The sequence below is a fragment of the Streptomyces sp. NPDC054794 genome (genome assembly GCF_053611585.1).
The window spans coordinates 241,363-264,201 of the sequence record NZ_JBSHAQ010000007.1 but is presented as its reverse complement, the minus strand read 5'-3'; the positions used below and the strand labels follow the sequence as shown (position 1 = coordinate 264,201).

The window sequence follows — 22,839 nt, the reverse complement described above, 5'->3', positions numbered from 1 at the left end:
AGCATGCCCCGTGATCCATGTGAGCCCGCGCATAGGGCCCAGATCACGTACGAACGGACATAGGAGATAAACACGCCCGCAATGAACGGGGCAGACGGTCTCGTCTGTCCCGTTTTGCCCTTACCTGTGCTACTACCCGGGATCGTACGTCACACCTTTGCCACAGGATTTTGCGGTCGCTAAGAATGGCTGCCGTCGCTCAGCGCCGTGGGTTCGTCCCGCGGCGTTCGTGCGGGACGGAACGGAGTCTCCCGCCGGACGAAAGAGCGACCCCGCGCTATTCGAAGAGGTCCATCAGTCATGCCCAAGCACAACAACACCCGTGGTCATAGTCGCTCGCTGACCAAGAACCACAAGTTCGCGATCGCCGGTGTCGCCGTGGTCGGTGCCGCCGCCGTCGCCATCTCCGCGGTGCCGAGCAACGCCCAGACGCTCACGACCGGCGCGCCCGCCGAGGCCCACGTGGCCTACAGCACCGAGCGCATCCAGAACGTCAAGGGCACGGTCACGGACCAGCTGGCCGCTCAGAACGTGAAGATCGAGGCCATCGCCGCCAAGAAGCAGGCCGCCGCCCAGGTGGTCGCCAAGCAGCGGGCCGCGGTCGCGACGCAGAAGCTGGTCGCCGCGCAGACCGTCAAGAAGGCCGCCCAGGCGCGCGTCGCCGAGGTGCACGCTGCCCACGCCGCCCACGTGCGCGTCGCCAAGCTGCACGCCGCCCAGGAGCGCGCCGCGCAGCAGACCGCGAGCCGCTCCACCCACCGCGTCGCCGTCAAGGCCGCCACGAAGCCCGCCGTGAAGTCCTACGCGAACAACCTGGACGGCTGGATCCGGGAGTCCCTGGACATCATGAAGTCCAAGGGCATCCCGGGCAGCTACAGCGGCCTGCACCGCAACATCATGCGCGAGTCCTCGGGCAACCCGCTCGCGATCAACGACTGGGACGTCAACGCCATCAACGGCATCCCGTCGAAGGGCCTGCTCCAGGTCATCCCGCCGACCTTCAAGGCGTACCACGTGCCCGGCACCTCGTGGAACATCTACGACCCGGTCGCCAACATCACCGCCGCCTGCAACTACGCGGCCGACAAGTACGGCTCGATGGACAACGTCAACAGCGCGTACTGAGGCAGGCGCGGGCCTCAGCACGTAGCGAGTACGGCCGAAGGGCGGCTCCCCGATGGGGAAGCCGCCCTTCGGCGTCGTACGGCGCGGACTACTTGCGCATGACCTCGGGCTCGTGGCGGCGCAGGAAGCGGGCCACGAAGAAGCCGCAGATCACGCCGAGGGCGATCAGGGCGGCCATGTCCATGCCCCAGGCGCCGACGGTGTGGTCCCACAGCGGGTCGCTGCTCCCGCCGTCCTTGGGCGGGCTGATCTTGTTGAAGTCGAGCGTGGCGCCCGCGGCCGCGACCGCCCAGCGCGACGGCATCAGGTACGAGAACTCGTTGACGCCGATCGAGCCGTGCAGCGTGAACAGGCAGCCCGTGAACACCACCTGGATGATCGCGAACATGACCAGCAGCGGCATGGTTTTCTCGGCCGTCTTCACCAGCGAGGAGATGATCAGGCCGAACATCATCGAGGTGAAGCCGAGCGCCATGATCGGCACGGACAGCTCGACGATCGTCGCGCTGCCGAGGACCAGGCCCTCCTTCGGGATCTCACGGCTGGTGAAGCCGATGACACCGACCAGCAGGCCCTGGAAGACGGTGATCATGCCGAGTACGAACACCTTGGACATCAGGTACGCCGAGCGGGACAGGCCGGTCGCGCGCTCCCGCTCGTAGATCACCCGTTCCTTGATCAGCTCACGGACCGAGTTCGCGGCACCCGCGAAGCAGGCGCCGACCGCGAGGATCAGCAGGACCGTGGTGGCCGTGCCGTTCGGGATGATCCGGCCGGTCTGCGGGTTGGCCGGGTTGGGCAGCAGGCCCTTGTCGGCGTCGATGAGCAGGCTCACCGCGCCGAGGACGGCCGGCAGGATCACCATCAGGGCGAGGAAGCCCTTGTCGGACGCGATCACCGAGACATAGCGTCGCACCAGCGTGACGAACTGCGACATCCAGCCCTGCGGCTTGGGCGGCTTCATCGCCTGCATCGGCGGCATCTGTACGGACTGCGGCGCAACGGCGTCGATGTCCGCGGCGTACATCTGGTAGTGCTGCGAGCCCTTCCAGCGCCCCGCCCAGTCGTAGTCGCGGTAGTTCTCGAAGGCGGAGAAGACGTCGGCCCAGGTGTCGTAGCCGAAGAAGTTCAGCGCCTCCTCGGGCGGTCCGAAGTAGGCGACCGCACCGCCCGGCGCCATCACGAGCAGCTTGTCGCACAGTGCCAGCTCGGCCACGGAGTGGGTGACCACGAGGACCGTACGGCCGTCGTCGGCGAGGCCGCGCAGCAGCTGCATGACGTCGCGGTCCATGCCCGGGTCGAGGCCGGAGGTCGGCTCGTCCAGGAAGATCAGCGACGGCTTGGTGAGCAGCTCCAGGGCCACCGAGACACGCTTGCGCTGGCCGCCGGAGAGGGAGGTGACCTTCTTCTCCTTGTGGATGTCCAGCTTCAGCTCGCGCAGCACCTCGTCTATCCGGGCGTCGCGCTCGGCGGCCGTGGTGTCGGCCGGGAAGCGCAGCTTGGCCGCGTACTTGAGGGCCTTCTTGACGGTCAGTTCCTTGTGCAGGATGTCGTCCTGCGGGACCAGACCGATGCGCTGGCGCAGCTCGGCGAACTGCTTGTAGAGGTCGCGGTTGTCGTAGAGGACCTCGCCCTGGTTGGCGGGCCGGTAGCCGGTGAGCGCCTTCAGCAGGGTCGACTTGCCGGAACCGGACGGGCCGATGACCGCGATCAGCGACTTCTCCGGGACGCCGAAGGAGACGTCCTTGAGGATCTGCTTCCCGCCGTCGACCGTGACGGTCAGATGGCGCGCGGAGAAGGAGACCTCACCGGTGTCGACGAACTCCTCGAGACGGTCGCCGACGATGCGGAAGGTGGAGTGGCCGACGCCCACGATGTCGTTCGGGCCGAGCACCGCGGAGCCGCTCTTGGGGATCGGCTGACCGTTGACGTAGGTGCCGTTGTGCGAGCCGAGGTCGCGGATCTCCATGCGCCCGTCGGGCGTCGCGTGGAACTCGGCGTGGTTGCGCGAGACCTGCAGGTCGGAGACGACCAGGTCGTTCTCCAGGGCACGACCGATGCGCATCACACGGCCGAGCGAGAACTGGTGGAACGTGGTCGGGCTGCGGTCCCCGTACACCGGCGGCGCCCCCGCGGCGCCACCGGGCGCCTGCTGCGCGAACCGGTCGGCCGGGCCGCCCTGCTGCTGCGGGATCGACGGCGGCTGCTGCGCCTGCTGGTAGCCGGCCTGCGGCGCCTGCTGCTGAGGCGGCTGCTGCGCCCAGCCGGCGCCCGCGCCCTGCGCGGCGTACGGCTGCTGCTGGGGCTGTGCCACGGCCGCCGCGGCGCCGGACAGATTCAGCCGCGGTCCGTCGGTCGCGTTGCCGAGGTGCACGGACGAGCCCGGGCCGATCTCCATCTGGCCGATCCGCTGGCCCTGCACGAACGTGCCGTTGGTGCTGCCGTGGTCCTCGATGACCCAACTGCGGCCGTTGAAGCTGACCGTGGCGTGGCGCCAGGAGACCCTGGCGTCGTCGAACACGACGTCTCCTTGCGGATCGCGTCCGAGTGTGTAGGACCTGGACGAATCGAGCGTCCAGGTCCGTCCGTTTGTTTCCAGTACGAGTTCCGGCACTCCATGCCCCACTGAGTTGTCCCCCGAGTTACCCCCATCACAGGGAGTCTAGGGATGTCGAACATCGTGGGGAACTATTTCAGGCGCGGCCCTATGACCGAAAGTCGGGCCTCGTGAAGACCGCCTACGGGTGCTGCGGAACGTCCCGTTGACGGGGTTGAAAACGACCCGGAGAGTGGTAATCCCACGCGAGGGGGGCATGCGCGGCGACCGGTCGCGCCGCGGATCGGGGGGTCTGCCATGAGTGCTGCCACGGGCGTCGAACCCACGAGGCACGGTGCACGGTTGCCGTGGGGAGACATCCTGCTGTCCGCGATCGCCGCTGTGAGCTGGGCGTTGATGGGAATGGCCGGCACGGCCGCACTCGGGCTGCATCTGCTGGAGGCGGACGCGGCGGGGTCACTCGGCCCGATGACGGCGGCCGTTGTGGCGCTCGGGGCGGGTGGTTCGGTCTCACCGTCCGGTGATGTGTCCGCTTTCGGCCTGAAAGGCGCGGAGGCGCACACGGCCATCGAGATCACGCCACTGGGCGTGAGCCTGGTGGGTGCGCTCCTTCTCTCCTGGTTCTTCCTACGGTCCCTGCGCACGGCCGGAGTTGTGATCGCGCCGTCCGAACTCCTCGCGCGTGCGGGCGCGGTGGTCGTGCTGTTCGTGGCGACGCTGGGCGGACTGGCCTGGGCCGGGCACGACGTCATCACGATCGACGGTGGCTCGCTCGGCCTCGACAAGCTGCCGGGCGGCGGGGGCTCGGGCGGGGGCGGCGGGGTGAGCATCCCCGGGCTCGGCGACCTCGGGGACCTCGGCGGGCTGTTGCCCGACCGGATCGGCGACCTCGTCCACGCGAAGGCGGCGGTGGGCTTCACGGTGGACACCGCGCCCACGCTCCTCGGCGGCCTCGGCTGGTCCGCGGGCATCCTCCTGATCGCGCTGCTGGCCTCCCGCCGCAGTCCCCTGCCGCACGGCTGGGAGGCGGTGCACCGGGTGGTGCGGCCGGCCGTGTCCGCCGTCGTCACCGTGCTGCTCGTGGCGGTCGCCGCCGGGTTCGCGGCCGCGGCCTACGCGGCGATCGGCGACGACCATCCCCGGCGGATCGCCGGCGCGGCTCTGCTCGGCGCGCCCAACGGGGTGTGGCTGGGCATCCCGATCGGTCTCTTCGTCCCGTGGGACGGCAAGGCCACCGGCGAACTGGCCAAGCTGCTCCCCGATCCGCTGGACGACCTGCTGAGCGTGCACTCCGACCAGCCGGTGACGCTGGGGCGGCTGGCCGACCTGGACGGGCGGGTGTGGCTGCTGGCGGTCGCGGCGGCGCTGATGATGCTGCTGGCGGGCGTGCTCACGGCGGTGCGCACGCCTGTCGGCACGGTGCGCTCCGCTGCGGACGTACGAGGGGACGGTCGGGGTTACCCGGAAGTAGCGGATGTACGGGCGGACGGTGGGAGCGCCCTCGGCTTCGCCGGCCGGTGCGCGCTGCGGCTTGGGCTCGCCACCGCCCTGGCCCTGCCTCTGCTCGCCTGGCTGACGGACGTGTCCGTGGACGCGTCGCTGTCGGTGCTCGGCTTCCCCGCGTTCGGCGCCGGGATCGAACTGCACGGCCACCTGGGGATGGCCCTCCTCCTCGGAGCCGTCTGGGGCGCGGCCGCGGGAGCCGTGGGCGCGCTGCTCGCCCGGGCCACCGGCGCGGCGGGCCGCCGCGCGGCGCCGCTGGCACTGAGTGACGCGCCCGACCACACCGGCCACCTCGAACAGCCGGGCCACACCGCCCCGGCGGGACATGCCGCGGACACGGGCTCGACCGGCCCCTACTCCCCCACTACGCCGTACCGCCCCCCGAACCCGGCCACGAACCCGTACCTGCGGGTGCCGGAGGAACTGCGAGAGCAGGGGAATGCGGGCGCGCAACGGAGCGACGGGAAGTGGGGCGCCGGTCGGGGGCCGGAGGGTTCTCGGGGGTCCGGCGGTGGTGGATGGGGCGGGCGAGGGGGGCCGTCCGGAAGGGCAGGGGGGCCTGAGGATTCCCGACCGGAGGGGTCGGGGGCCTTTGGCGGTGGGGGGTGGAGCGGGCAAGGGGTAGAGCCTGGGGGTGCGCGGGAGCCTGAGGGGTCGGGGGCCTCTGGTGGTGGCGGGTGGAGCGGGGGCCTGGGGTGGTCCGCGGGCGGTCGGGGGCGTGATGACGGGCGGGGGCGTGGTGACCGCGGGGGGCATGACGACGGCCGGGGTCGAGATGACGGTCCGGGTCGCCGCGGTGGTCGGGGAGCCGAGGACGCAGCGTCTGCCGAGGAGGCGCCGCCGACCCAGGGCCCGTCGGCCGACGACGTGTACGGCGCTCCCACCATGGCCCGGCCGATCGACCCACCGCCGCGTGGTTCGGTGCGGCGGCCCCCGGGGGCCGGGGGACGTGACGGACGACGGCACGGCTCCGGCGAGGGAACTCCGCCTCCGCCACCACCGCCGCCGCCTCCGCCACCACCTCCGCCGGGGAGGCCGAAGGGGCGCGGGTGAAAACGGAGCCCGTGCGGTGGGCCCGGCGGGAACACGGAGCCGGGCCGGTTGGGGCCACTGCGTCCGAGTCGGCGGGACCGTTGCGGCTGGCTTGGCGGGGCTATGGAAGCCAAGCCGGTAGGGCCACCACAGCCGGGCCGGCGGGGCTGGCGGTGCCGATGCGGCCGGGCTGGTGGGAGCGGTGTGGCCAGGCTGCGGAGCCCACACGGCCGAGACAGCGGGACCGTTGCGGCCGGACCGACGGCTGTCGCAGCCAAGCCAGCAGACACCACAGCCAGACCGGCAGGGCAGGCGATGCCGATGCCGCCAGCCTCGTGGGAGCGATGCGGCCAGGCCCGCGGAGCCCACCCGGCCGAGCCCGCGGAGCCCCTCGCTGCCGCGCCCGCGGGCCCCTGGCTGCCAAGCCGGCGGAGCCATGGCCCCCGAGCCGGCGGAGCCCGCTGCGCCCCGGCGGGACAATGGTCGGTGAACCGGGCGCGGCGACGCCCCCGTGCAGTCCCGCCCCGTCGGCAGAGCCGTCGGCGGTGTTCCCGTCGTGCGCGTAGGCGAGCGGAGTGGGAGGGTGATCGAGGTGTGGCCGGGAGGTCAGGGCTTCGACACCGGACCGACACCTACTGTTCGGTGTCCGCTAGACGGACCGCATGGGCCCAAGGCACTGGGTGCCGGATACGGTGGTTGCACCATGAGCGCTACGCAGACCTCCGAGGTCCCCACTCTCCTCGTCAAGATTTTCGGCAAGGACAGGCCGGGCATCACGGCCGGCCTCTTCGACACCCTTGCCGCCTATTCCGTCGACGTGGTCGACATCGAGCAGGTCGTCACCCGCGGCCGTCTCGTCCTGTGCGCGCTCGTGACCCAGCCACCCGCCGGACTGGAGGGCGACCTCCGGGCCACCGTGCACAGCTGGGCCGAGTCGATGAAGATGCAGGCGGAGATCATCTCCGGGCACGGCGACAACCGCCCGCGTGGTCATGGCCGCTCCCTGGTCACCGTCCTCGGTCACCCCCTCACCGCCGAGTCGACCGCCGCCATCGCCGCCCGGATCGCCAAGGTCGGCGGCAACATCGACCGCATCTTCCGACTCGCCAAGTACCCGGTGACCGCGGTCGAGTTCGCGGTGTCCGGCGTGGAGACCGAACCGCTGCGCACCACCCTGGTGTCCGACGCGGCCGCGCTCGGCGTCGACATCGCGGTCGTGTCGGCGGGCCTGCACCGGCGGGCCCAGCGCCTGGTGGTCATGGACGTGGACTCCACCCTCATCCAGGACGAGGTGATCGAGCTCTTCGCCGCGCACGCCGGCTGCGAGGACAAGGTCGCCGAGGTCACCGCGGCCGCGATGCGCGGCGAGCTGGACTTCGAGCAGTCGCTGCACGCGCGCGTGGCCCTGCTGGAGGGGCTGGACGCCTCGGTGGTGCAGAAGGTGCGCGGCGAGGTACGACTGACGCCGGGCGCGCGCACCCTGATCCGTACGCTGAAGCGGCTCGGCTACCAAGTCGGCGTCGTCTCCGGCGGGTTCACGCAGGTGACCGACGATCTGAAGGAGCGGCTGGGGCTGGACTTCGCCCAGGCCAACACCCTGGAGATCGTGGACGGGAAGCTGACGGGCCGGGTCACCGGGGAGATCGTGGACCGGGCGGGCAAGGCGCGGCTGCTGCGCCGGTTCGCGGCCGAGGCCGGTGTCCCGCTCTCCCAGACGGTGGCGATCGGCGACGGCGCCAACGACCTGGACATGCTGAACGCTGCGGGCCTGGGCGTGGCCTTCAACGCCAAGCCGGTCGTCCGCCAGGCCGCGCACACCGCGGTGAATTTCCCCTTCCTGGACACGGTCCTGTACCTGCTGGGCGTCACCCGCGAAGAGGTCGAGGCCGCGGACATGCACGACGAGGACTGAGCCGCCCGCGAGGCAGCGGCAGAGGGGCCCGGCACCACCACGGTGCCGGGCCCCTCGCCGTGTGCCGTCACGCGGACCGGGTCACTCGGACGGCGCCCAGTAGTCGGCCAGTGTGCCCACGCCCGGCTCCAGACCCTTCCAGGATCCGTCGAAGGTCACGACGGCGAAGGCGGCGGCGGGGAAGCCGCGGCGGCTCATCCGATCGCGGGCGTCGCCCTCGGCGGAGCCGGGGAGGATCTCGGCGAGACCGTGCACGCTCGGGTTGTGACCGATCAGGATCACGTTCTGCACGTCGTCGGTGATCTCGTTCAGCACGGCGATCAGCTCGCCGGGCGAGGCCTCGTAGAGCCGCTCCTCGTAGACCGTTCTCGGTCGGTGCGGGAGCTCATGGACGGCGAGCTTCCAGGTCTCGCGGGTCCGGACGGCGGTGGAGCACAGGGCCAGGTCGAAGGGGATGCCGCTGTCGGCCAGCTTGCGTCCGGCGACTGCGGCGTCCATACGGCCCCGCTCAGCGAGCGGCCGCTCGTGATCGGTCACCTGGGGCCAGTCTGCTTTCGCATGCCGGAAGAGGACAATCCTGCGGGGTTCTGCGACGCTCATGCGTCTCAGCTTCGCATGAAACATGCCACACGGCGCAGGGAGTTGACATGCGATTTCTCCCCGCGAGGCCGCCCTGGAACTAGCGCGCGATCAGCTCCTGCACCCGCTCGACGAGGTGGGTGACCGCCGGGTCGCCGGTGGCCGCCTGGGCGTGGGACGGGTTGAGTATGAGCAGGAGCAGGGCGACGAAGGCGAGCGCGGGCAGGGCGAGCGCCCACCAGGGCAACCGGATGTCGACGCCGCCCGTGGTCGCCGGGTGGGGCCGGGTGTGGGTACGGGCCGACATGCTCGCCTCCGCTGCTCTCCGAGTGGTCCGCGGCCGCGTCCCGCGGTCACATCTCGAAGCTACGGAATCCCCGGTCGCCAACCCATCCGGTGATCCACCCACTTGACCCTGACACTCACCCCCTAGGGGATGGTGGTGCTGGCCCCACCATGGGCCGCGAGGCCGAGGTCAGGGGGACGCGAGGGTCGCGATGACGGCGATGACGACGAAGATGGCGAAGAACGCGCCGAGGACGATCAGCAGCTTCTTCTGGCCGTTCGGGGGGTTCGGGTCGAGCACTGGCATGGGGTCAGTGTCGCACCCTTCTCCCGCGCGCGACCGGCCGGGGCCGGGCGAGGCGGGAGGGAGGTCCGGGGGCGGCAGCCCCGGGGGAAGCCGGGCGGGGTCAGCGGCCCGCCTCGTCCTCCACCGTCCGGTCGCGGCCCGCGAGGACGCCCACCGCCATCTGAGGGAGCATGAGGCCGGCCATGAGCGCGATCGGGATGCCCCAGCCGCCGCTGTGCTGGTAGAGCACGCCGACCAGGAGCGGCCCGGGGATGGAGATCAGGTAGCCGGTGCTCTGCGCGAAGGCGGAGAGCTGGGCGACGCCCGCGCCGGTCCTGGCCCGCATGCCGACCATCGTGAGGGCCAGCGGGAAGGCACAGTTGGAGATGCCCAGCAGCACGGCCCAGGCCCAGGCACCGCCGGCCGGGGCGAAGTACAGACCCGCGTAACCGGCCAGGCCGCAGGCGCCGAGCACCAGCACGATGGGCCCCTGGTGGGGCAGCCGGGTGGCAAGGCGCGGGATGACGAAGGCCAGCGGCACGCCCATCACCATGGTCACGGCGAGGAGCACGCCCGCCGTGCCGGCGGGGACGCCCGAGTCGCGGAAGATCTGCGCCATCCAGCCCATCGTGATGTACGCGGCGGTCGCCTGGAGCCCGAAGAAGACGGCGAGCGCCCAGGCCGTACGGCTCCGGGTGATCCGCAGTGCTGGCGGCTGCTCCTCACGCGCGCGTGCCCGCGGTACGGCCGCCCCGTCAAAGGGCGCCGCCCCCCGGTCCCGGATCAGCCCGAGCCACGGCAGCACCGCCACGGTGGCGAGCAGCGCCCAGACGCAGAGCCCCGACCGCCAACTGCCGCCCAGTGCCTCGGTCATCGGCACGGTCACCGCGGCGGCGGTCGAGGTGCCGAGGGCGAGGGCCATGGAGTACAGGCCGGTCATGGAGCCGACCCGGTCCGGGAACCAGCGCTTGACGATGACCGGCATCAGGACGTTGCTGACCGCGATGCCCATGAGCGCGAGGGCGCTCGCCGCCAGGAATCCCGCGGTCGAGCCGACGTACGGCCGTATGAGCAGGCCCGCGGCGATGGCGGCCATGCCGGCGCAGACCACGGCGGCCGGTCCGAAGCGGCGGGCGAGGCGGGGTGCCATGACGCCGAAGACGGCGAAGCACAGCGGGGGCACCGAGGTGAGGAGGCCGGCCACGCTGCCGCTCATGCCGAGCCCGTCGCGGACCTCTTCGAGGAGCGCGCCGAGGCTGGTGATGGCCGGGCGGAGGTTGAGCGCGGAGAGCACGATGCCGACGACGACCAGGCGGGTCGCCCACGCGCGCGGGGGCGCTGTCGCCGTCTTCGGGGCCGCTTCGCCGTAGTGGCCGGGGGTCGTGCTGTCGTCGGTCGTGGACGTTCGGGTCCGGGTTTCCTCGCTCACCATGAGACCCATCATAGAATCATGGGATGATTGGCTGTCCATCCCCGGGCGGTCTCCTCCCGGTCCTCCCGTGCGAAGGTGTGCCATGCCCCTGAGCCACCCCCGCCGTTCGGCGCTGTCCGAGCAGGTCATCGCCGAGCTGCGGAACCAGATCACCTCGGGCGAGTGGCCGGTCGGCTCGCGCATCCCGACCGAGCCGGAACTGGTCGAGCAGCTCGGCGTCGCCCGCAACACGGTCCGCGAGGCGGTGCGCGCGCTCGCGCACAACGGTCTGCTGGACATCCGCCAGGGCTCCGGCACGTACGTGGTGGCGACCAGCGAGCTGGCGGGCGTGATGCACCGCCGCTTCGCGGAGGCCGACCCGCGGCACATCGCCGAACTGCGCTCCACGCTGGAGTCGGCGGCGGCGAAGCTGGCGGCCGAGCGGCGCACCGAGAAGGATCTCACGCAGCTCGACGCGCTCCTGCTGCGGCGCGAGCAGACCTGGGAGTCCGGGGACGCGGAGGCCTTCGTGGCGGCGGACGCGACCTTCCACCTGGCGGTGGTGTCCGCCTCCCACAACGAGGTGATGACCGCGATGTACGCCGATCTGGGCGAGGTGCTGCGGGACTGGCTCCGCGCGGACGTCGGCGAGGTGCTGACGCCGGAGACGCACATGGATCACACGCGGCTGGTGGACGCGATCCGGACGGGCGACGCGGAGGCGGCCGCGACCGAGGCCGCGAGCTATCCGTTCCTGTGCCGTCCGGCGCGCCTCAGCCCGCCTTCTGGTGGCTGATCCACACCGAGCGGACGTCCTTCCAGCACCGGCCGCTGAGCCGGACGGTCATCGCCGGCCCGGCGTCGACCGGGTCGCCGTCGGTGTCGAGGTCCCACCAGCGGGCGCACTCGATGTGCAGCCGCACGCGATCGGTGTCGACATAGGGGTTGTGGCAGTACGCCACGACATGGGAGCCGCTGACGGTCGTACGGCACTCCGCTCCGAACAGACGCGGTGCCGACGGCCCCTTCACGCGCGTGTGCGGCGCCGCCTCGAACGGCAGGCAGAGCACGAGCGCGAGGGCCACGGTCGCCGAGGCCAGGCTGCGGGACAGGCGCACAAGGGGACCTCCTCGGCCGTGCTGGGGAGGGAATTCGCGAGGTGAACTCGTATTCCAGGGTGCGGCGTCGGCCCCCTGCCCCGCCCGGTCGGGTACGCCGAACGAGTGACGCCCCGCCGCCCGCGGGCGCGGGGGACGGGGCGTCGAGGCGTACCGGGGATCAGGCGCCGATGGCGTGCAGACCGCCGTCCACGTGGATGATCTCGCCGGTGGTCTTCGGGAACCAGTCGCTCAGCAGGGCGACCACACCGCGGCCGGCCGGCTCCGGGTCCTTCAGGTCCCACTCCAGGGGGGAGCGGTTGTCCCACACCGAGGCCAGCTCGGCGAAGCCCGGGATGGACTTGGCGGCCATGGAACCGATCGGGCCCGCGGAGATGAGGTTGCAGCGGATGTTCTGCTTTCCCAGGTCGCGCGCCATGTAGCGGTTGGTCGCCTCCAGGGCGGCCTTGGCCGGGCCCATCCAGTCGTACTGCGGCCAGGCGAAGGAGGCGTCGAAGGTGAGGCCGACGACCGAGCCGCCGTTCTGCATCAGCGGCAGGCAGGCCATGGTCAGCGACTTCAGGGAGAACGCCGAGACGTGCATGGCCGTGGAGACCGACTCGAACGGCGTGTTCAGGAAGTTGCCGCCGAGGGCGTCCTGCGGGGCGAAGCCGATGGAGTGCACGACCCCGTCGAGGCCGCCGAGCTCCTCGCCGACCACGTCGGCCAGGCGGCCGAGGTGCTCGTCGTTGGTGACGTCGAGCTCGATGACCTTGGTGGGCTTGGGCAGCTTCTTGGCGATGCGCTCGGTCAGCGTGGGCCGCGGGAACGCGGTCAGGATGATCTCGGCACCCTGCTCCTGGGCCAGCTTCGCGGTGTGGAAGGCGATGGAGGACTCCATCAGCACACCGGTGATCAGGACGCGCTTGCCCTCGAGAATTCCGCTCATGGTGATCAGTGACCCATTCCCAGTCCGCCGTCAACGGGGATGACGGCTCCAGTGATGTACGAGGCGTCGTCGGAGGCGAGGAACCGCACCGTCGCGGCGATCTCCTCCGGCTGCGCGTACCGGCCGAGCGGCACCTGCTTGACGATGCCCTCTCGCTGCTCGTCGGTGAGCACCTTGGTCATGTCGGTGTCGACGAAGCCGGGCGCGACGACGTTGAAGGTGATGTTGCGCGAGCCCAGCTCACGGGCGAGGGAGCGCGCGAAGCCGACGAGGGCGGCCTTGGACGCGGCGTAGTTCGCCTGGCCCGGGCCGCCGTACAGCCCGACGACCGACGAGATGAGGACGACGCGGCCCCTCTTGGCGCGCAGCATGCCGCGGTTGGCGCGCTTGACGACGCGGAAGGTGCCGGTGAGGTTGGTGTCGATGACCGAGGTGAAGTCCTCCTCGGACATGCGCATCAGGAGCTGGTCCTTGGTGATGCCGGCGTTGGCGATCAGTATCTCGACGGGGCCGTGCTCCGCCTCGATCTCCTTGTAGGCCTGCTCCACCTGCTCGGAATCGGTGATGTCGCACTTCACGGCGAGGCAGCCCAATTCCGTCAGGGCGGCCGGCGGCTCACCCGAGCGGTACGTGATCGCAACCTTGTCGCCGGCGTCGGCGAAAGCGCGGGCGATGGCGAGGCCGATGCCCCGGTTGCCTCCGGTGACGAGAACCGAGCGGCTCAACGGATCACCCTTTCGATAGCGGTCTGGCACGTCCGCCCGGACACCTGGATGACAGGCGGCTTTATCAAAAACCTATCGGTACGTCCGCTCTCGCAAAGAAGCGGGCACCGACAGTGGCGCGGGGGCGGCACTGTCGGATCCCTACAGAAAGTCCGGATGCCGGGCCGAAATCTGTGGTCCGGGCACCCGCTCGCGCGACATGATCGGAGGAACAGGCCACGACAGCAGGGAGACCTCCGTGCCTCATTCCATCGACGAAGCCTTCACGGCGCTTCCGCTACGGGCCCTGGCCGACGCCGCGCTGGCACGCGCGCGTGCGCTGGGGGCCGAGCACGCGGACTTCCGGTTCGAGCGGGTGCGCAGCGCGTCCTGGCGGCTGCGGGACGCCAAGCCGGCGGGTACGTCGGACACCACCGACCTCGGGTACGCGGTACGGGTCGTGCACGGCGGGACGTGGGGCTTCGCGTCGGGTGTGGACCTGACCCTGGACGCCGCCGCCAAGGTGGCCTCGCAGGCCGTGGCGATGGCGAAGCTCTCCGCGCAGGTGATCAAGGCGGCGGGCTCGGACGAGCGGGTGGAGCTCGCCGGGGAGCCCGTGCACGCCGAGAAGACGTGGGTCTCGTCGTACGAGATCGATCCGTTCTCCGTGCCGGACGAGGAGAAGGCGGCGCTGCTGACGGACTGGAGCGCGCGGCTGCTGGCGGCGAGCGGCGTCAACCACGTCGACGCCTCGCTCCTGACCGTGCACGAGAACAAGTTCTACGCGGACACCGCGGGCACGGTGACCACGCAGCAGCGGGTGCGGCTGCACCCGCAGCTGACCGCGGTGTCGGTCGACGAGTCGAGCGGCGAGTTCGACTCGATGCGCACGATCGCGCCGCCGGTCGGCCGCGGCTGGGAGTACCTCACCGGCACCGGCTGGGACTGGGACACCGAGCTGGAGCAGATCCCGGAACTGCTCGCCGAGAAGATGCGGGCGCCCAGCGTCGAGGCGGGCCTGTACGACCTCGTCGTCGACCCGTCCAACCTGTGGCTGACCATCCACGAGTCCATCGGCCACGCCACCGAGCTGGACCGCGCGCTCGGCTACGAGGCCGCGTACGCCGGCACCTCCTTCGCCACCTTCGACCAGCTGGGCAAGCTCAGGTACGGCTCCGAGCGGATGAACGTCACCGGCGACCGCACCGCCGAGCACGGCCTGGCGACCGTGGGGTACGACGACGAGGGCGTCGAGGCGCAGTCCTGGGACCTGGTGAAGGACGGCACGCTCGTCGGCTACCAGCTGGACCGGCGCATCGCGAAGCTGACCGGCTTCGACCGCTCCAACGGGTGCGCGTTCGCCGACTCCCCCGGGCATGTGCCGGTGCAGCGCATGGCCAACGTGTCGCTCCAGCCGGACCCGGCGGGGCTGTCCACGGAGGACCTCATCGGGGGTGTGGACCGGGGCATCTACGTCGTCGGGGACCGTTCCTGGTCGATCGACATGCAAAGGTACAATTTTCAATTTACCGGGCAGCGCTTCTTCCGGATCGAGAACGGCCGGATCACCGGCCAGCTGCGGGACGTCGCCTACCAGGCCACCACCACCGACTTCTGGGGCTCCATGGCGGCCGTCGGCGGCCCGCAGACGTACGTCCTGGGTGGTGCCTTCAACTGCGGCAAGGCCCAGCCGGGACAGGTGGCCGCCGTGTCGCACGGGTGCCCCTCCGCCCTCTTCAAGGGCGTCAACATCCTCAACACCACCCAGGAGGCCGGTCGATGAGCGCCCGCACCAACCAGGCGGACAAGCCGCACGAGATCGTCGAGCGCGCGCTGGAGCTGTCCCGGGCGGACGGCTGCGTCGTCATCGCCGACGAGCACTCCACCGCCAACCTGCGCTGGGCGGGCAACGCGCTGACCACCAACGGGGTCACCCGCGGCCGTACGCTCACGGTCGTCGCCACGGTGGACGGCAAGGAGGGCACGGCGTCGGGGGTCGTGACCCGCTCGGCCGTGACCGCCGAGGAACTGGAGCCGCTGGTACGGGCCGCCGAGGCCGCCGCGCGCGGGGCGGGCCCCGCGGAGGACGCGCAGCCACTGGTCACCGGTGTGCCCCAGTCGCCGGACTTCACGGACGCGCCGGCCGAGACCTCGTCCGCGGTGTTCGCGGACTTCGCGCCCGCGCTCGGCGAGGCGTTCGCACGCGCGCGTGCGGGCGGCCGCGAGTTGTACGGCTTCGCCAACCACGAGCTCGTCTCCACCTATGTGGGCACCTCGACCGGGCTGCGACTGCGGCACGACCAGCCCACCGGCACGCTGGAGCTGAACGCCAAGTCCCCGGACCGCACGCGCTCGGCCTGGGCGGGTCGCGCCACCCGGGACTTCAAGGACGTCGACCCGGGCGCGCTCGACGCCGAGCTGGCCGTACGCCTCGGCTGGGCCGAGCGGCGCGTCGAGCTGCCCGCGGGCCGCTACGAGACGCTGCTGCCGCCGACCGCGGTGGCCGACCTGCTGATCTACCAGCTCTGGTCGGCCTCGGGCCGGGACGCGGCCGAGGGCCGGACGGTGTTCTCCAAGCCGGGCGGCGGCACCCGGGTCGGCGAGAAGCTGACCGAGCTGCCGCTGAGCCTGCGCAGCGACCCGAACGAGCCGGGACTGGAGAGCGCCCCCTTCGTCGTGGCCCACTCCTCCGGCGGCGACCAGTCGGTGTTCGACAACGGGCTTCCCGTCCGGGCCACCGAGTGGGTCGCCGAGGGTGACCTGAAGCACCTGACCACCACCCGGCACAGCGCGGGCCTGACCGGGCTGCCGGTGGCGCCCGTGATCGGGAACCTGATCCTGGACGGCGGCCAGGACCGCTCCCTGGAGGAGATGGTCGCGGCCACCGAGCGCGGGCTGCTGCTGACCTGCCTGTGGTACATCCGCGAGGTCGACCCGGCGACGCTGCTGCTGACCGGCCTGACCCGGGACGGCGTCTACCTCGTCGAGAACGGCGAGGTGACCGGCGAGGTGAACAACTTCCGGTTCAACGAGTCGCCGGTGGACCTGCTGGGCCGGGCGACGGAGGCCGGGCGCACGGAAAAGACGCTGCCCCGGGAATGGAGCGACTGGTTCACTAGGGCTGCGATGCCCGCGCTGCGGGTGCCCGACTTCAATATGAGCTCTGTCAGCCAGGGCGTATAACCTCGTACCTGATTACGAGACCACTCAAGGAGATACGAGAACCGTGACGGACATCGTCGACGAGCTGACGTGGCGGGGGCTGATCGCCCTCTCCACGGACGAGGACGCATTGCGCAAGGCGTTCGCGGACGGTCCTGTCACGTTCTATTGCGGTTTCGACCCGACCGCGCCCAGCCTGCACCTCGGCAACCTCGTGCAGATCCTGACGATGCGGCGGATCCAGCAGGCGGGCAACCGCCCGCTGGGTCTGGTCGGCGGCGCCACGGGCCTGATCGGCGACCCGAAGCCGACGGCGGAGCGCACGCTGAACGACCCGCAGGTGGTGGCCGGCTGGGTGGCGCGGCTGCGCGGCCAGATCGAGAAGTTCCTGGACTTCGAGGGACCGCATGCCGCGACCATGGTCAACAACCTGGACTGGACCCAGGGCCTGTCGGCCATCGACTTCCTGCGCGACATCGGCAAGCACTTCCGGGTCAACAAGATGATCGCGAAGGAGGCCGTCTCCCGGCGGCTCAACTCCGACGCGGGCATCAGCTACACCGAGTTCAGCTACCAGATCCTGCAGGGCATGGACTTCCTGGAGCTGTACCGGAAGTACGGCTGCACGCTGCAGACCGGCGGCAGCGACCAGTGGGGCAACCTCACGGCGGGCGCCGACCTGATCCACAAGGTCGAGCCGCACGTCGCGGTGCACGCACTGGCCACGCCGCTGATCACCAAGGCGGACGGCACCAAGTTCGGCAAGACGGAGTCCGGCACGGTCTGGCTCGACCCGGAGCTCACCACGCCGTACGCCTTCTACCAGTTCTGGCTGAACGCCGACGACCGCGACGTCTCCAAGTTCCTGCGCATCTTCAGCTTCAAGTCCCGTGAGGAGATCGAGGAGCTGGAGAGGCAGACCGAGGAGCGTCCGCAGGCCCGTGCCGCGCAGCGGGCGCTGGCCGAGGAGCTGACGACGCTGGTGCACGGCGCCGACCAGACGGCCGCCGTGATCGCCGCGTCCAAGGCACTGTTCGGCCAGGGCGAGCTGGCGGACCTGGACGAGCGGACGCTGGCCGCGGCCCTGTCCGAGGTGCCGCACGCCCAGGTCGCCGAGCTCGCGCCGGTGGTGGACCTGTTCTCCGAGGTCGGCCTGGTGGCCAGCAAGTCGGCCGCGCGCCGCACGGTCAAGGAGGGCGGTGCCTACGTGAACAACGCGAAGATCACCGCCGAGGACGCGGTCCCCGCCGAGGCGGACCTGCTGCACGGCCGCTGGCTGGTGCTGCGCCGGGGCAAGAAGAACCTGGCGGCGATCGAGGTCGTCGGGGCCTGAGACAACGGCGAAGGGTGGCTCCCCGAGGGGGCCGCCCTTCGCCGTGCCGGACCGTCGTCAGGTCACCCGCTGCTGTTTCCTCTTGCCCCACAGGGCCATGTACGCCATGTCGCCGAGGGCGACGATGATGATCGCGGCGATGAGCTGGAAGAGGTGCCGGGTCCAGTCGATGCCCCCGGTCTCGGCGACACCGAACGCGGCGGCGATCGCGTTGCCGGCGACGGCGCCCAGGATGCCGAAGATCGTGACCAGCCAGAGTGGGCTGTGCTGCTTGCCGGGGATGATGGCCTTGGCGATCAGGCCCAGCACGAATCCCACGATGATCGCCCACAACCAGCCCATGGCTGCCTCCTCGTACGGCTCGACGTGAGCATTACGGCCAGTGTCGACCGGTCAGCCGTACGGCGCACGTCGGGTACGGCTGTACGACGTACGGGCGTACGCAGCGCTGCGCAGGACGTTCGCCCGGACGGGAGGTGCCCCGGTCTCGAAGGCGGCGCAGCCGCGGCGTAACGTGGACCGTGTCCCGGTCCGGCTCCCCGTACGGGTGGGACGCGTTCGCGGGCCGGGGAGAGTCCGATACGGGCGGATGGTGGAATGTGATGCGGAAGCAGCATGGCGGCGGCAACGTCCAGGTTTTCCGGATCACCGGGGCTCGGACGGGCCTGGCCGAGGACGTGCGCGGCCGGCAGCGCCGGTACATCATCTCGATGACCGTCCGCACCGCCTCGGTGATCCTCGCGGCCACCCTCTGGAACGTCGAACGGCACGTCGCCCTGGTGGCATTGGTGCTCGGAGCGCTGCTCCCCTATGTCGCCGTGGTCGCCGCCAACGCGGGCCGGGAGCGGCCGCCGTCGCTTCCCTCGACCTTCGTGGCCGTGCCGCCGCGGCCGATGCTCGCCCCGCCCGAGGCTCGGGACACGCCCGCGGAATCCGTCCCGGAGGACGCTCCGGGGGACTCGGCGGCCGGGATGCGGGGCGAGCGGGCCGACCCGGTGTGACCATCGCCGACGCCGGGCAACCGGATGGCGGCTCCGCTCAAAGCTCAAGAAAAGCTCAGATCAATCATGCTGTTCCGGTGCCGGGCGGCGTGTGTCCCATGACATACTGCGTACGCGCTCCGCATCCCCCGTCGGAGCGACGGACCGACGCCGGGCAGCTCCCCCCGTGGCTGCTCGGCGTCGCCTTGTTTGCAGCGCTTCTGAACGCATCCCTGTGAGACGAACCCCGTGAGTGACGAGACCCCGATCTGCTCCGCCAAGGGCTGCCGTGCCGACGCCGTGTGGGTGCTGGCGTGGAACAACCCGAAGATCCACACCCCGGACCGCCGCAAGACCTGGCTCGCCTGCGACGAACACCGGGAGCACCTGTCGCAGTTCCTCGGGGTGCGGGGATTCCTCAAGGACGTGGTCCTGCTGAAGGAGTGGGAGACGCGCGAGGCCCCGGAGGGTTCGGGTTCCTAGGGCCTCTCGTTTGGATCAGGCCGGGCTCGCGGGCCCTGGCACCGCTCCCTGATCCGGCCCGATCCAAACGAAAGACCCTAGCCGCCGATCGCCGACATCGGCCGGTCGGGCTGGAGGAACGACGGGTCGTCGAGGCCCGAGCCCGCCTTCTTGCCCCACATCGCCAGGCGCCAGATGCGGGCGATCTCCTCGTCGGGGGCGCCCGAGCGCAGGGCTGCGCGCAGGTCCGTCTCCTCGGTGGCGAACAGGCACGTCCGTATCTGGCCGTCGGCCGTCAGGCGGGTGCGGTCGCAGGCGGCGCAGAACGGGCGGGTGACGGAGGCGATGACACCGACGCGGTGCGGGCCGCCGTCGACCACCCAGCGTTCGGCCGGTGCCGAGCCGCGCTCCCCCGCGCCCTCGGGCGTGAGGTCGAAGCGGGTGCGCAGGGAGGTCAGGATGTCCGCCGCTGTCACCATGCCCTCGCGCTTCCAGCCGTGCTGGGCGTCCAGGGGCATCTGCTCGATGAAGCGGAGCTCGTACTCGTGCTCCATCGCCCAGGCCAGGAGGTCCGGGGCCTCGTCCTCGTTCAGGCCCGGCATCAGGACCGTGTTGATCTTCACCGGGGTGAGGCCCGCCTCGCGGGCGGCTTGGAGGCCGTCGATGACGTCCTGGTGACGGTCGCGGCGGGAGAGCGCCTTGAAGACGTCCGGGCGCAGGGTGTCGAGGGAGACGTTGACCCGGTCCAGGCCCGCCGCCTTCAGCGCGGCGGCGGTGCGCTTGAGGCCGATGCCGTTGGTGGTGAGGGAGGTCCGGGGGCGCGGCTCCAGTGCCGCGACGCGCTCGACGATGCCGACCAGGCCGGGGCGCAGCAGGGGCTCGCCGCCGGTGAAACGGACTTCCTCGATGCCCAGCGTCCGCACCGCGATGTCGATCAGGCGGACGATCTCGTCGTCCGTCAGCAGGTCGGACTTGGCCAGCCACTGCAGGCCCTCCTCCGGCATGCAGTACGTGCAGCGCAGGTTGCACCGGTCGGTGAGCGAGACCCTCAGGTCGGTGGCCACTCGGCCGTAGGTGTCGATGAGCACGTGGGCCCCCTCCCGCATCCGGACCAATTGTTTTCCGTCACCTGCGAGCCTACGTGACACCACTGACACCGGCCGAGGCCCGATACCACTAGGGACGAAGCGGCCGCGTCGTAGGACCGTACAATGCCCACGACGCGGCCGTCCGTGCGAAGCGCTCAGTGTGCTCCGGTGCCCGTCAGGGACCGCACCTCCAGCTCCGCGTACTTCATGGTGTCGGGCTCCTCCTTCGACAGGAGGGTGCCGACGACGCCGATCAGGAAGCCGACCGGGATCGAGACGATGCCGGGGTTCTCCAGCGGGAACCAGTGGAAGTCGGCGTCCGGGAACATCGACGTGGGCTTGCCGGAGACCACCGGCGAGAACAGCACCAGTCCGACGGCGGTGACCAGGCCGCCGTAGATCGACCACAGCGCGCCGTTGGTGGTGAACCGCTTCCAGAAGAGGCTGTAGAGGATGGTCGGCAGGTTGGCGGAGGCGGCGACCGCGAAGGCGAGGGCCACCAGTCCGGCCACGTTCAGGTCGCGGGCCAGGGCGCCCAGCAGGATGGAGACGGCGCCGATGCCGACGGTGGCGTAGCGGGCGGCGTTGACCTCCTGTTTCTCACTGGCCTGGCCCTTCTTGATGACGTTCGCGTAGATGTCGTGGGCGAACGAGGAGGACGAGGCCAGGGTCAGTCCCGCGACGACCGCGAGGATCGTGGCGAAGGCGACCGCCGAGATGGTGGCGAGCAGGATGGCGCCCCAGCTGGAGTCCACGCCGCCCAGGTGCAGGGCGAGCAGCGGGGCGGCGGTGTTGCCCGCCTTGTTGGAGGCGATGATCTCGTCCGGCTTGATCAGCGCGGCGGCGCCGAAGCCGAGGGCGAGGGTCATCAGGTAGAAGGCGCCGATCAGGCCGATCGCCCAGATGACGGACTTACGCGCGGCCTTGGCGGTCGGCACGGTGTAGAAGCGGATCAGGATGTGCGGCAGGCCCGCGGTGCCCAGGACCAGGGCGATGCCGAGCGAGATGAAGTCGAGCTTCGTGGTGCCCGTCGCGCCGTACTTCAGACCGGGCTCCAGGAAGGCGGCGCCCTTGCCGCTGTTGTCGGCGGCCTTGCCGAGCAGATCGGAGACGTTGAAGTGGAACTTCAGCAGGACCAGGAAGGTCAGCAGCAGGGCCCCGGCGATCAGCAGCACCGCCTTGACCATCTGGACCCAGGTGGTGCCCTTCATGCCGCCGATGGTCACGTAGACGATCATCAGGACGCCGACCAGGGCGACGATGCCGATCTTGCCGCCGTCGCTGGTGATGCCGAGCAGCAGGGAGACGAGGACGCCCGCGCCCGCCATCTGGGCCAGCAGGTAGAAGATCGAGACGACGATGGTGGAGGTGCCCGCCGCCGTCCGCACCGGGCGCTGGCGCATCCGGTAGGCCAGCACGTCACCCATCGTGTAGCGGCCCGAGTTGCGCAGCGGCTCGGCGACCAGGAGCAGGGCGACCAGCCAGGCCACCAGGAAGCCGATGGAGTACAGGAAGCCGTCGTAGCCGAACAGGGCGATGGCGCCCGCGATGCCGAGGAAGGACGCGGCGGACATGTAGTCGCCGGAGACGGCGAGGCCGTTCTGGAAACCGGTGAACTGCCGTCCGCCGGCGTAGAAGTCGGCGGCGTCCTTGGTCTGGCGGCCCGCCCAGACGGTGATGACGAGGGTCGCGGCGACGAACACCGCGAACAGGGAGATGATCAGCGGCCGGTGCTCGCTCGCCTCTCCGGCCGCGAGGGTGATCGCGGGGCTCATGCTCCGGCCTCCATACGGGACTTGATGGCTTCGGCCTTGGGATCCAGTTCGGTCGCGGCACGCCGCGCGTACCACCAGGCGATGAGGAACGTGGTGAGGAACTGGGCGAGCCCCAGGACCAGGGCCACGTTGATGTTGCCGACGACCTTGGTGCCCATGAAGTCGCCCGCGTAGTTGGAGAGCAGGACGTACAGGAGGTACCAGGTGATGAAGCCGACGGTCAGCGGGAAGGCGAAGGAGCGGTATGAGCGGCGCAGTTCACCGAACTCCGCGCTCTGCTGCACCTCGGCGAACTCCTCGGGGGACGGGAGCCGGTGTTGCTCCTTCGCGGGGGGCGGTGTCTCGGTGGCCACGGAGTCTCCTCGTGCTGCGGGTGGGTTTGCGAAGGGGAAGCACGATCGTGCTCGTGCTCCCTGTCGGAGGTCACGGCGCCACGCGAGGAGCGGTTCAAGTCCTATGAGTTCTTTCGGAAGTCATCTTGACCAAGTCATTGCTGGCCGATGAGACAGGGAGATAGCTTCGCCGTGCGCCACCCGTCATGTACCCGCCCGAGCACCACCTGTGCCCGGGTGGTTTCGTTTCAGGATGATGTGGAGATC

21 protein-coding genes are annotated in these 22,839 nt (G+C 70.7%); 9 read left to right on the top strand and 12 right to left on the bottom strand.

The window, feature by feature from the left end; genetic code table 11:
- Window positions 1-300 precede the first annotated feature (300 nt).
- A complete protein-coding gene (locus ACWGKT_RS10200; RefSeq protein ID WP_453273212.1) occupies window positions 301-1,125 on the top strand; it encodes a transglycosylase SLT domain-containing protein in 825 nt (274 codons plus the stop codon).
- Between the two features lie 88 nt (window positions 1,126-1,213).
- On the opposite strand, the gene ACWGKT_RS10195 is transcribed toward ACWGKT_RS10200, so the two are convergent.
- Window positions 1,214-3,739: an FHA domain-containing protein gene (locus ACWGKT_RS10195; protein WP_453273211.1), complete on the bottom strand. Its 2,526-nt coding sequence runs from the start codon at window positions 3,737-3,739 to the stop codon at window positions 1,214-1,216.
- A gap of 240 nt (window positions 3,740-3,979) precedes the next feature.
- On the opposite strand from ACWGKT_RS10195, the gene ACWGKT_RS10190 reads away from it, so the two are divergent.
- Both ACWGKT_RS10190 and serB read left to right on the top strand, forming a co-directional pair.
- Window positions 3,980-6,238: a streptophobe family protein gene (locus ACWGKT_RS10190; protein ID WP_453273210.1), complete on the top strand. Its 2,259-nt coding sequence runs from the start codon at window positions 3,980-3,982 to the stop codon at window positions 6,236-6,238.
- 682 nt (window positions 6,239-6,920) lie between these two features.
- On the top strand, window positions 6,921-8,129 hold the full coding sequence (gene serB / locus ACWGKT_RS10185) for a phosphoserine phosphatase SerB (RefSeq protein WP_356142934.1): 1,209 nt from the start codon (window positions 6,921-6,923) through the stop codon (window positions 8,127-8,129).
- Window positions 8,130-8,210: 81 nt separating this feature from the next.
- On the opposite strand, the gene ACWGKT_RS10180 is transcribed toward serB, so the two are convergent.
- From ACWGKT_RS10180 to ACWGKT_RS10165, 4 genes are all read right to left on the bottom strand, one after another.
- Window positions 8,211-8,729 (bottom strand): SixA phosphatase family protein, encoded by a 519-nt coding sequence (locus tag ACWGKT_RS10180; protein ID WP_356142936.1) that lies wholly within the window; start codon window positions 8,727-8,729, stop codon window positions 8,211-8,213.
- A 79-nt stretch (window positions 8,730-8,808) separates the two neighbouring features.
- The gene (locus ACWGKT_RS10175) at window positions 8,809-9,015 is read right to left on the bottom strand and encodes a hypothetical protein (protein WP_235458203.1); all 207 of its coding nucleotides are present in this window, start codon (window positions 9,013-9,015) and stop codon (window positions 8,809-8,811) included.
- Window positions 9,016-9,183: 168 nt separating this feature from the next.
- On the bottom strand, window positions 9,184-9,300 hold the full coding sequence (locus ACWGKT_RS10170; protein ID WP_268835308.1) for an SGM_5486 family transporter-associated protein: 117 nt from the start codon (window positions 9,298-9,300) through the stop codon (window positions 9,184-9,186).
- 100 nt (window positions 9,301-9,400) lie between these two features.
- Window positions 9,401-10,723, bottom strand: coding sequence for a CynX/NimT family MFS transporter (locus ACWGKT_RS10165; RefSeq protein ID WP_453273209.1), 1,323 nt, complete (start codon window positions 10,721-10,723; stop codon window positions 9,401-9,403).
- Between the two features lie 70 nt (window positions 10,724-10,793).
- On the opposite strand from ACWGKT_RS10165, the gene ACWGKT_RS10160 reads away from it, so the two are divergent.
- Window positions 10,794-11,486: a FadR/GntR family transcriptional regulator gene (locus ACWGKT_RS10160; protein ID WP_453273208.1), complete on the top strand. Its 693-nt coding sequence runs from the start codon at window positions 10,794-10,796 to the stop codon at window positions 11,484-11,486.
- Here the strand turns inward: ACWGKT_RS10160 and ACWGKT_RS10155 are convergent.
- From ACWGKT_RS10155 to fabG, 3 genes are all read right to left on the bottom strand, one after another.
- On the bottom strand, window positions 11,464-11,808 hold the full coding sequence (locus ACWGKT_RS10155; RefSeq protein ID WP_453273207.1) for a hypothetical protein: 345 nt from the start codon (window positions 11,806-11,808) through the stop codon (window positions 11,464-11,466). The genes ACWGKT_RS10160 and ACWGKT_RS10155 overlap by 23 nt on opposite strands.
- Before the next feature lie 160 nt (window positions 11,809-11,968).
- Complete coding sequence (gene fabI / locus ACWGKT_RS10150) at window positions 11,969-12,736, bottom strand: enoyl-ACP reductase FabI (protein WP_235458199.1); 768 nt, start codon at window positions 12,734-12,736, stop codon at window positions 11,969-11,971.
- A gap of 5 nt (window positions 12,737-12,741) precedes the next feature.
- Window positions 12,742-13,461 (bottom strand): 3-oxoacyl-[acyl-carrier-protein] reductase, encoded by a 720-nt coding sequence (gene fabG, locus ACWGKT_RS10145; RefSeq protein WP_453273206.1) that lies wholly within the window; start codon window positions 13,459-13,461, stop codon window positions 12,742-12,744.
- A 238-nt stretch (window positions 13,462-13,699) separates the two neighbouring features.
- On the opposite strand from fabG, the gene ACWGKT_RS10140 reads away from it, so the two are divergent.
- Genes ACWGKT_RS10140 through tyrS form a run of 3 tightly spaced genes read left to right on the top strand, consistent with a single transcriptional unit; the run spans window position 13,700 to window position 17,935 of the window.
- Window positions 13,700-15,223, top strand: coding sequence for a TldD/PmbA family protein (locus tag ACWGKT_RS10140; RefSeq protein ID WP_356142946.1), 1,524 nt, complete (start codon window positions 13,700-13,702; stop codon window positions 15,221-15,223).
- A complete protein-coding gene (locus ACWGKT_RS10135; protein WP_453273205.1) occupies window positions 15,220-16,623 on the top strand; it encodes a metallopeptidase TldD-related protein in 1,404 nt (467 codons plus the stop codon). The genes ACWGKT_RS10140 and ACWGKT_RS10135 overlap by 4 nt, the downstream gene beginning before the upstream one ends.
- Before the next feature lie 43 nt (window positions 16,624-16,666).
- Window positions 16,667-17,935 (top strand): tyrosine--tRNA ligase, encoded by a 1,269-nt coding sequence (gene tyrS / locus ACWGKT_RS10130; protein WP_453273204.1) that lies wholly within the window; start codon window positions 16,667-16,669, stop codon window positions 17,933-17,935.
- 57 nt (window positions 17,936-17,992) lie between these two features.
- Here tyrS and ACWGKT_RS10125 read toward each other — a convergent pair whose 3' ends face one another.
- Entirely contained in the window at window positions 17,993-18,277 is a 285-nt protein-coding gene (locus ACWGKT_RS10125; protein ID WP_356142952.1) for a GlsB/YeaQ/YmgE family stress response membrane protein, read from the bottom strand.
- 260 nt (window positions 18,278-18,537) lie between these two features.
- On the opposite strand from ACWGKT_RS10125, the gene ACWGKT_RS10120 reads away from it, so the two are divergent.
- Complete coding sequence (locus ACWGKT_RS10120) at window positions 18,538-18,936, top strand: DUF3099 domain-containing protein (protein ID WP_356142954.1); 399 nt, start codon at window positions 18,538-18,540, stop codon at window positions 18,934-18,936.
- Window positions 18,937-19,164: 228 nt separating this feature from the next.
- Window positions 19,165-19,398 (top strand): hypothetical protein, encoded by a 234-nt coding sequence (locus tag ACWGKT_RS10115; protein ID WP_235458192.1) that lies wholly within the window; start codon window positions 19,165-19,167, stop codon window positions 19,396-19,398.
- Between the two features lie 77 nt (window positions 19,399-19,475).
- On the opposite strand, the gene moaA is transcribed toward ACWGKT_RS10115, so the two are convergent.
- From moaA to ACWGKT_RS10100, 3 genes are all read right to left on the bottom strand, one after another.
- On the bottom strand, window positions 19,476-20,465 hold the full coding sequence (gene moaA, locus ACWGKT_RS10110) for a GTP 3',8-cyclase MoaA (RefSeq protein ID WP_356142957.1): 990 nt from the start codon (window positions 20,463-20,465) through the stop codon (window positions 19,476-19,478).
- A gap of 155 nt (window positions 20,466-20,620) precedes the next feature.
- Window positions 20,621-22,240 carry a solute symporter family protein gene (locus ACWGKT_RS10105; protein WP_453273203.1) on the bottom strand — a complete coding sequence of 540 codons (1,620 nt, stop codon included), beginning with the start codon at window positions 22,238-22,240 and terminating at the stop codon, window positions 20,621-20,623.
- Window positions 22,237-22,593, bottom strand: a complete 357-nt coding sequence (locus ACWGKT_RS10100; protein WP_356142961.1) for a DUF485 domain-containing protein — start codon at window positions 22,591-22,593, stop codon at window positions 22,237-22,239. Before ACWGKT_RS10100 ends, ACWGKT_RS10105 begins: the two co-directional genes overlap by 4 nt.
- Window positions 22,594-22,839: the final 246 nt, after the last annotated feature.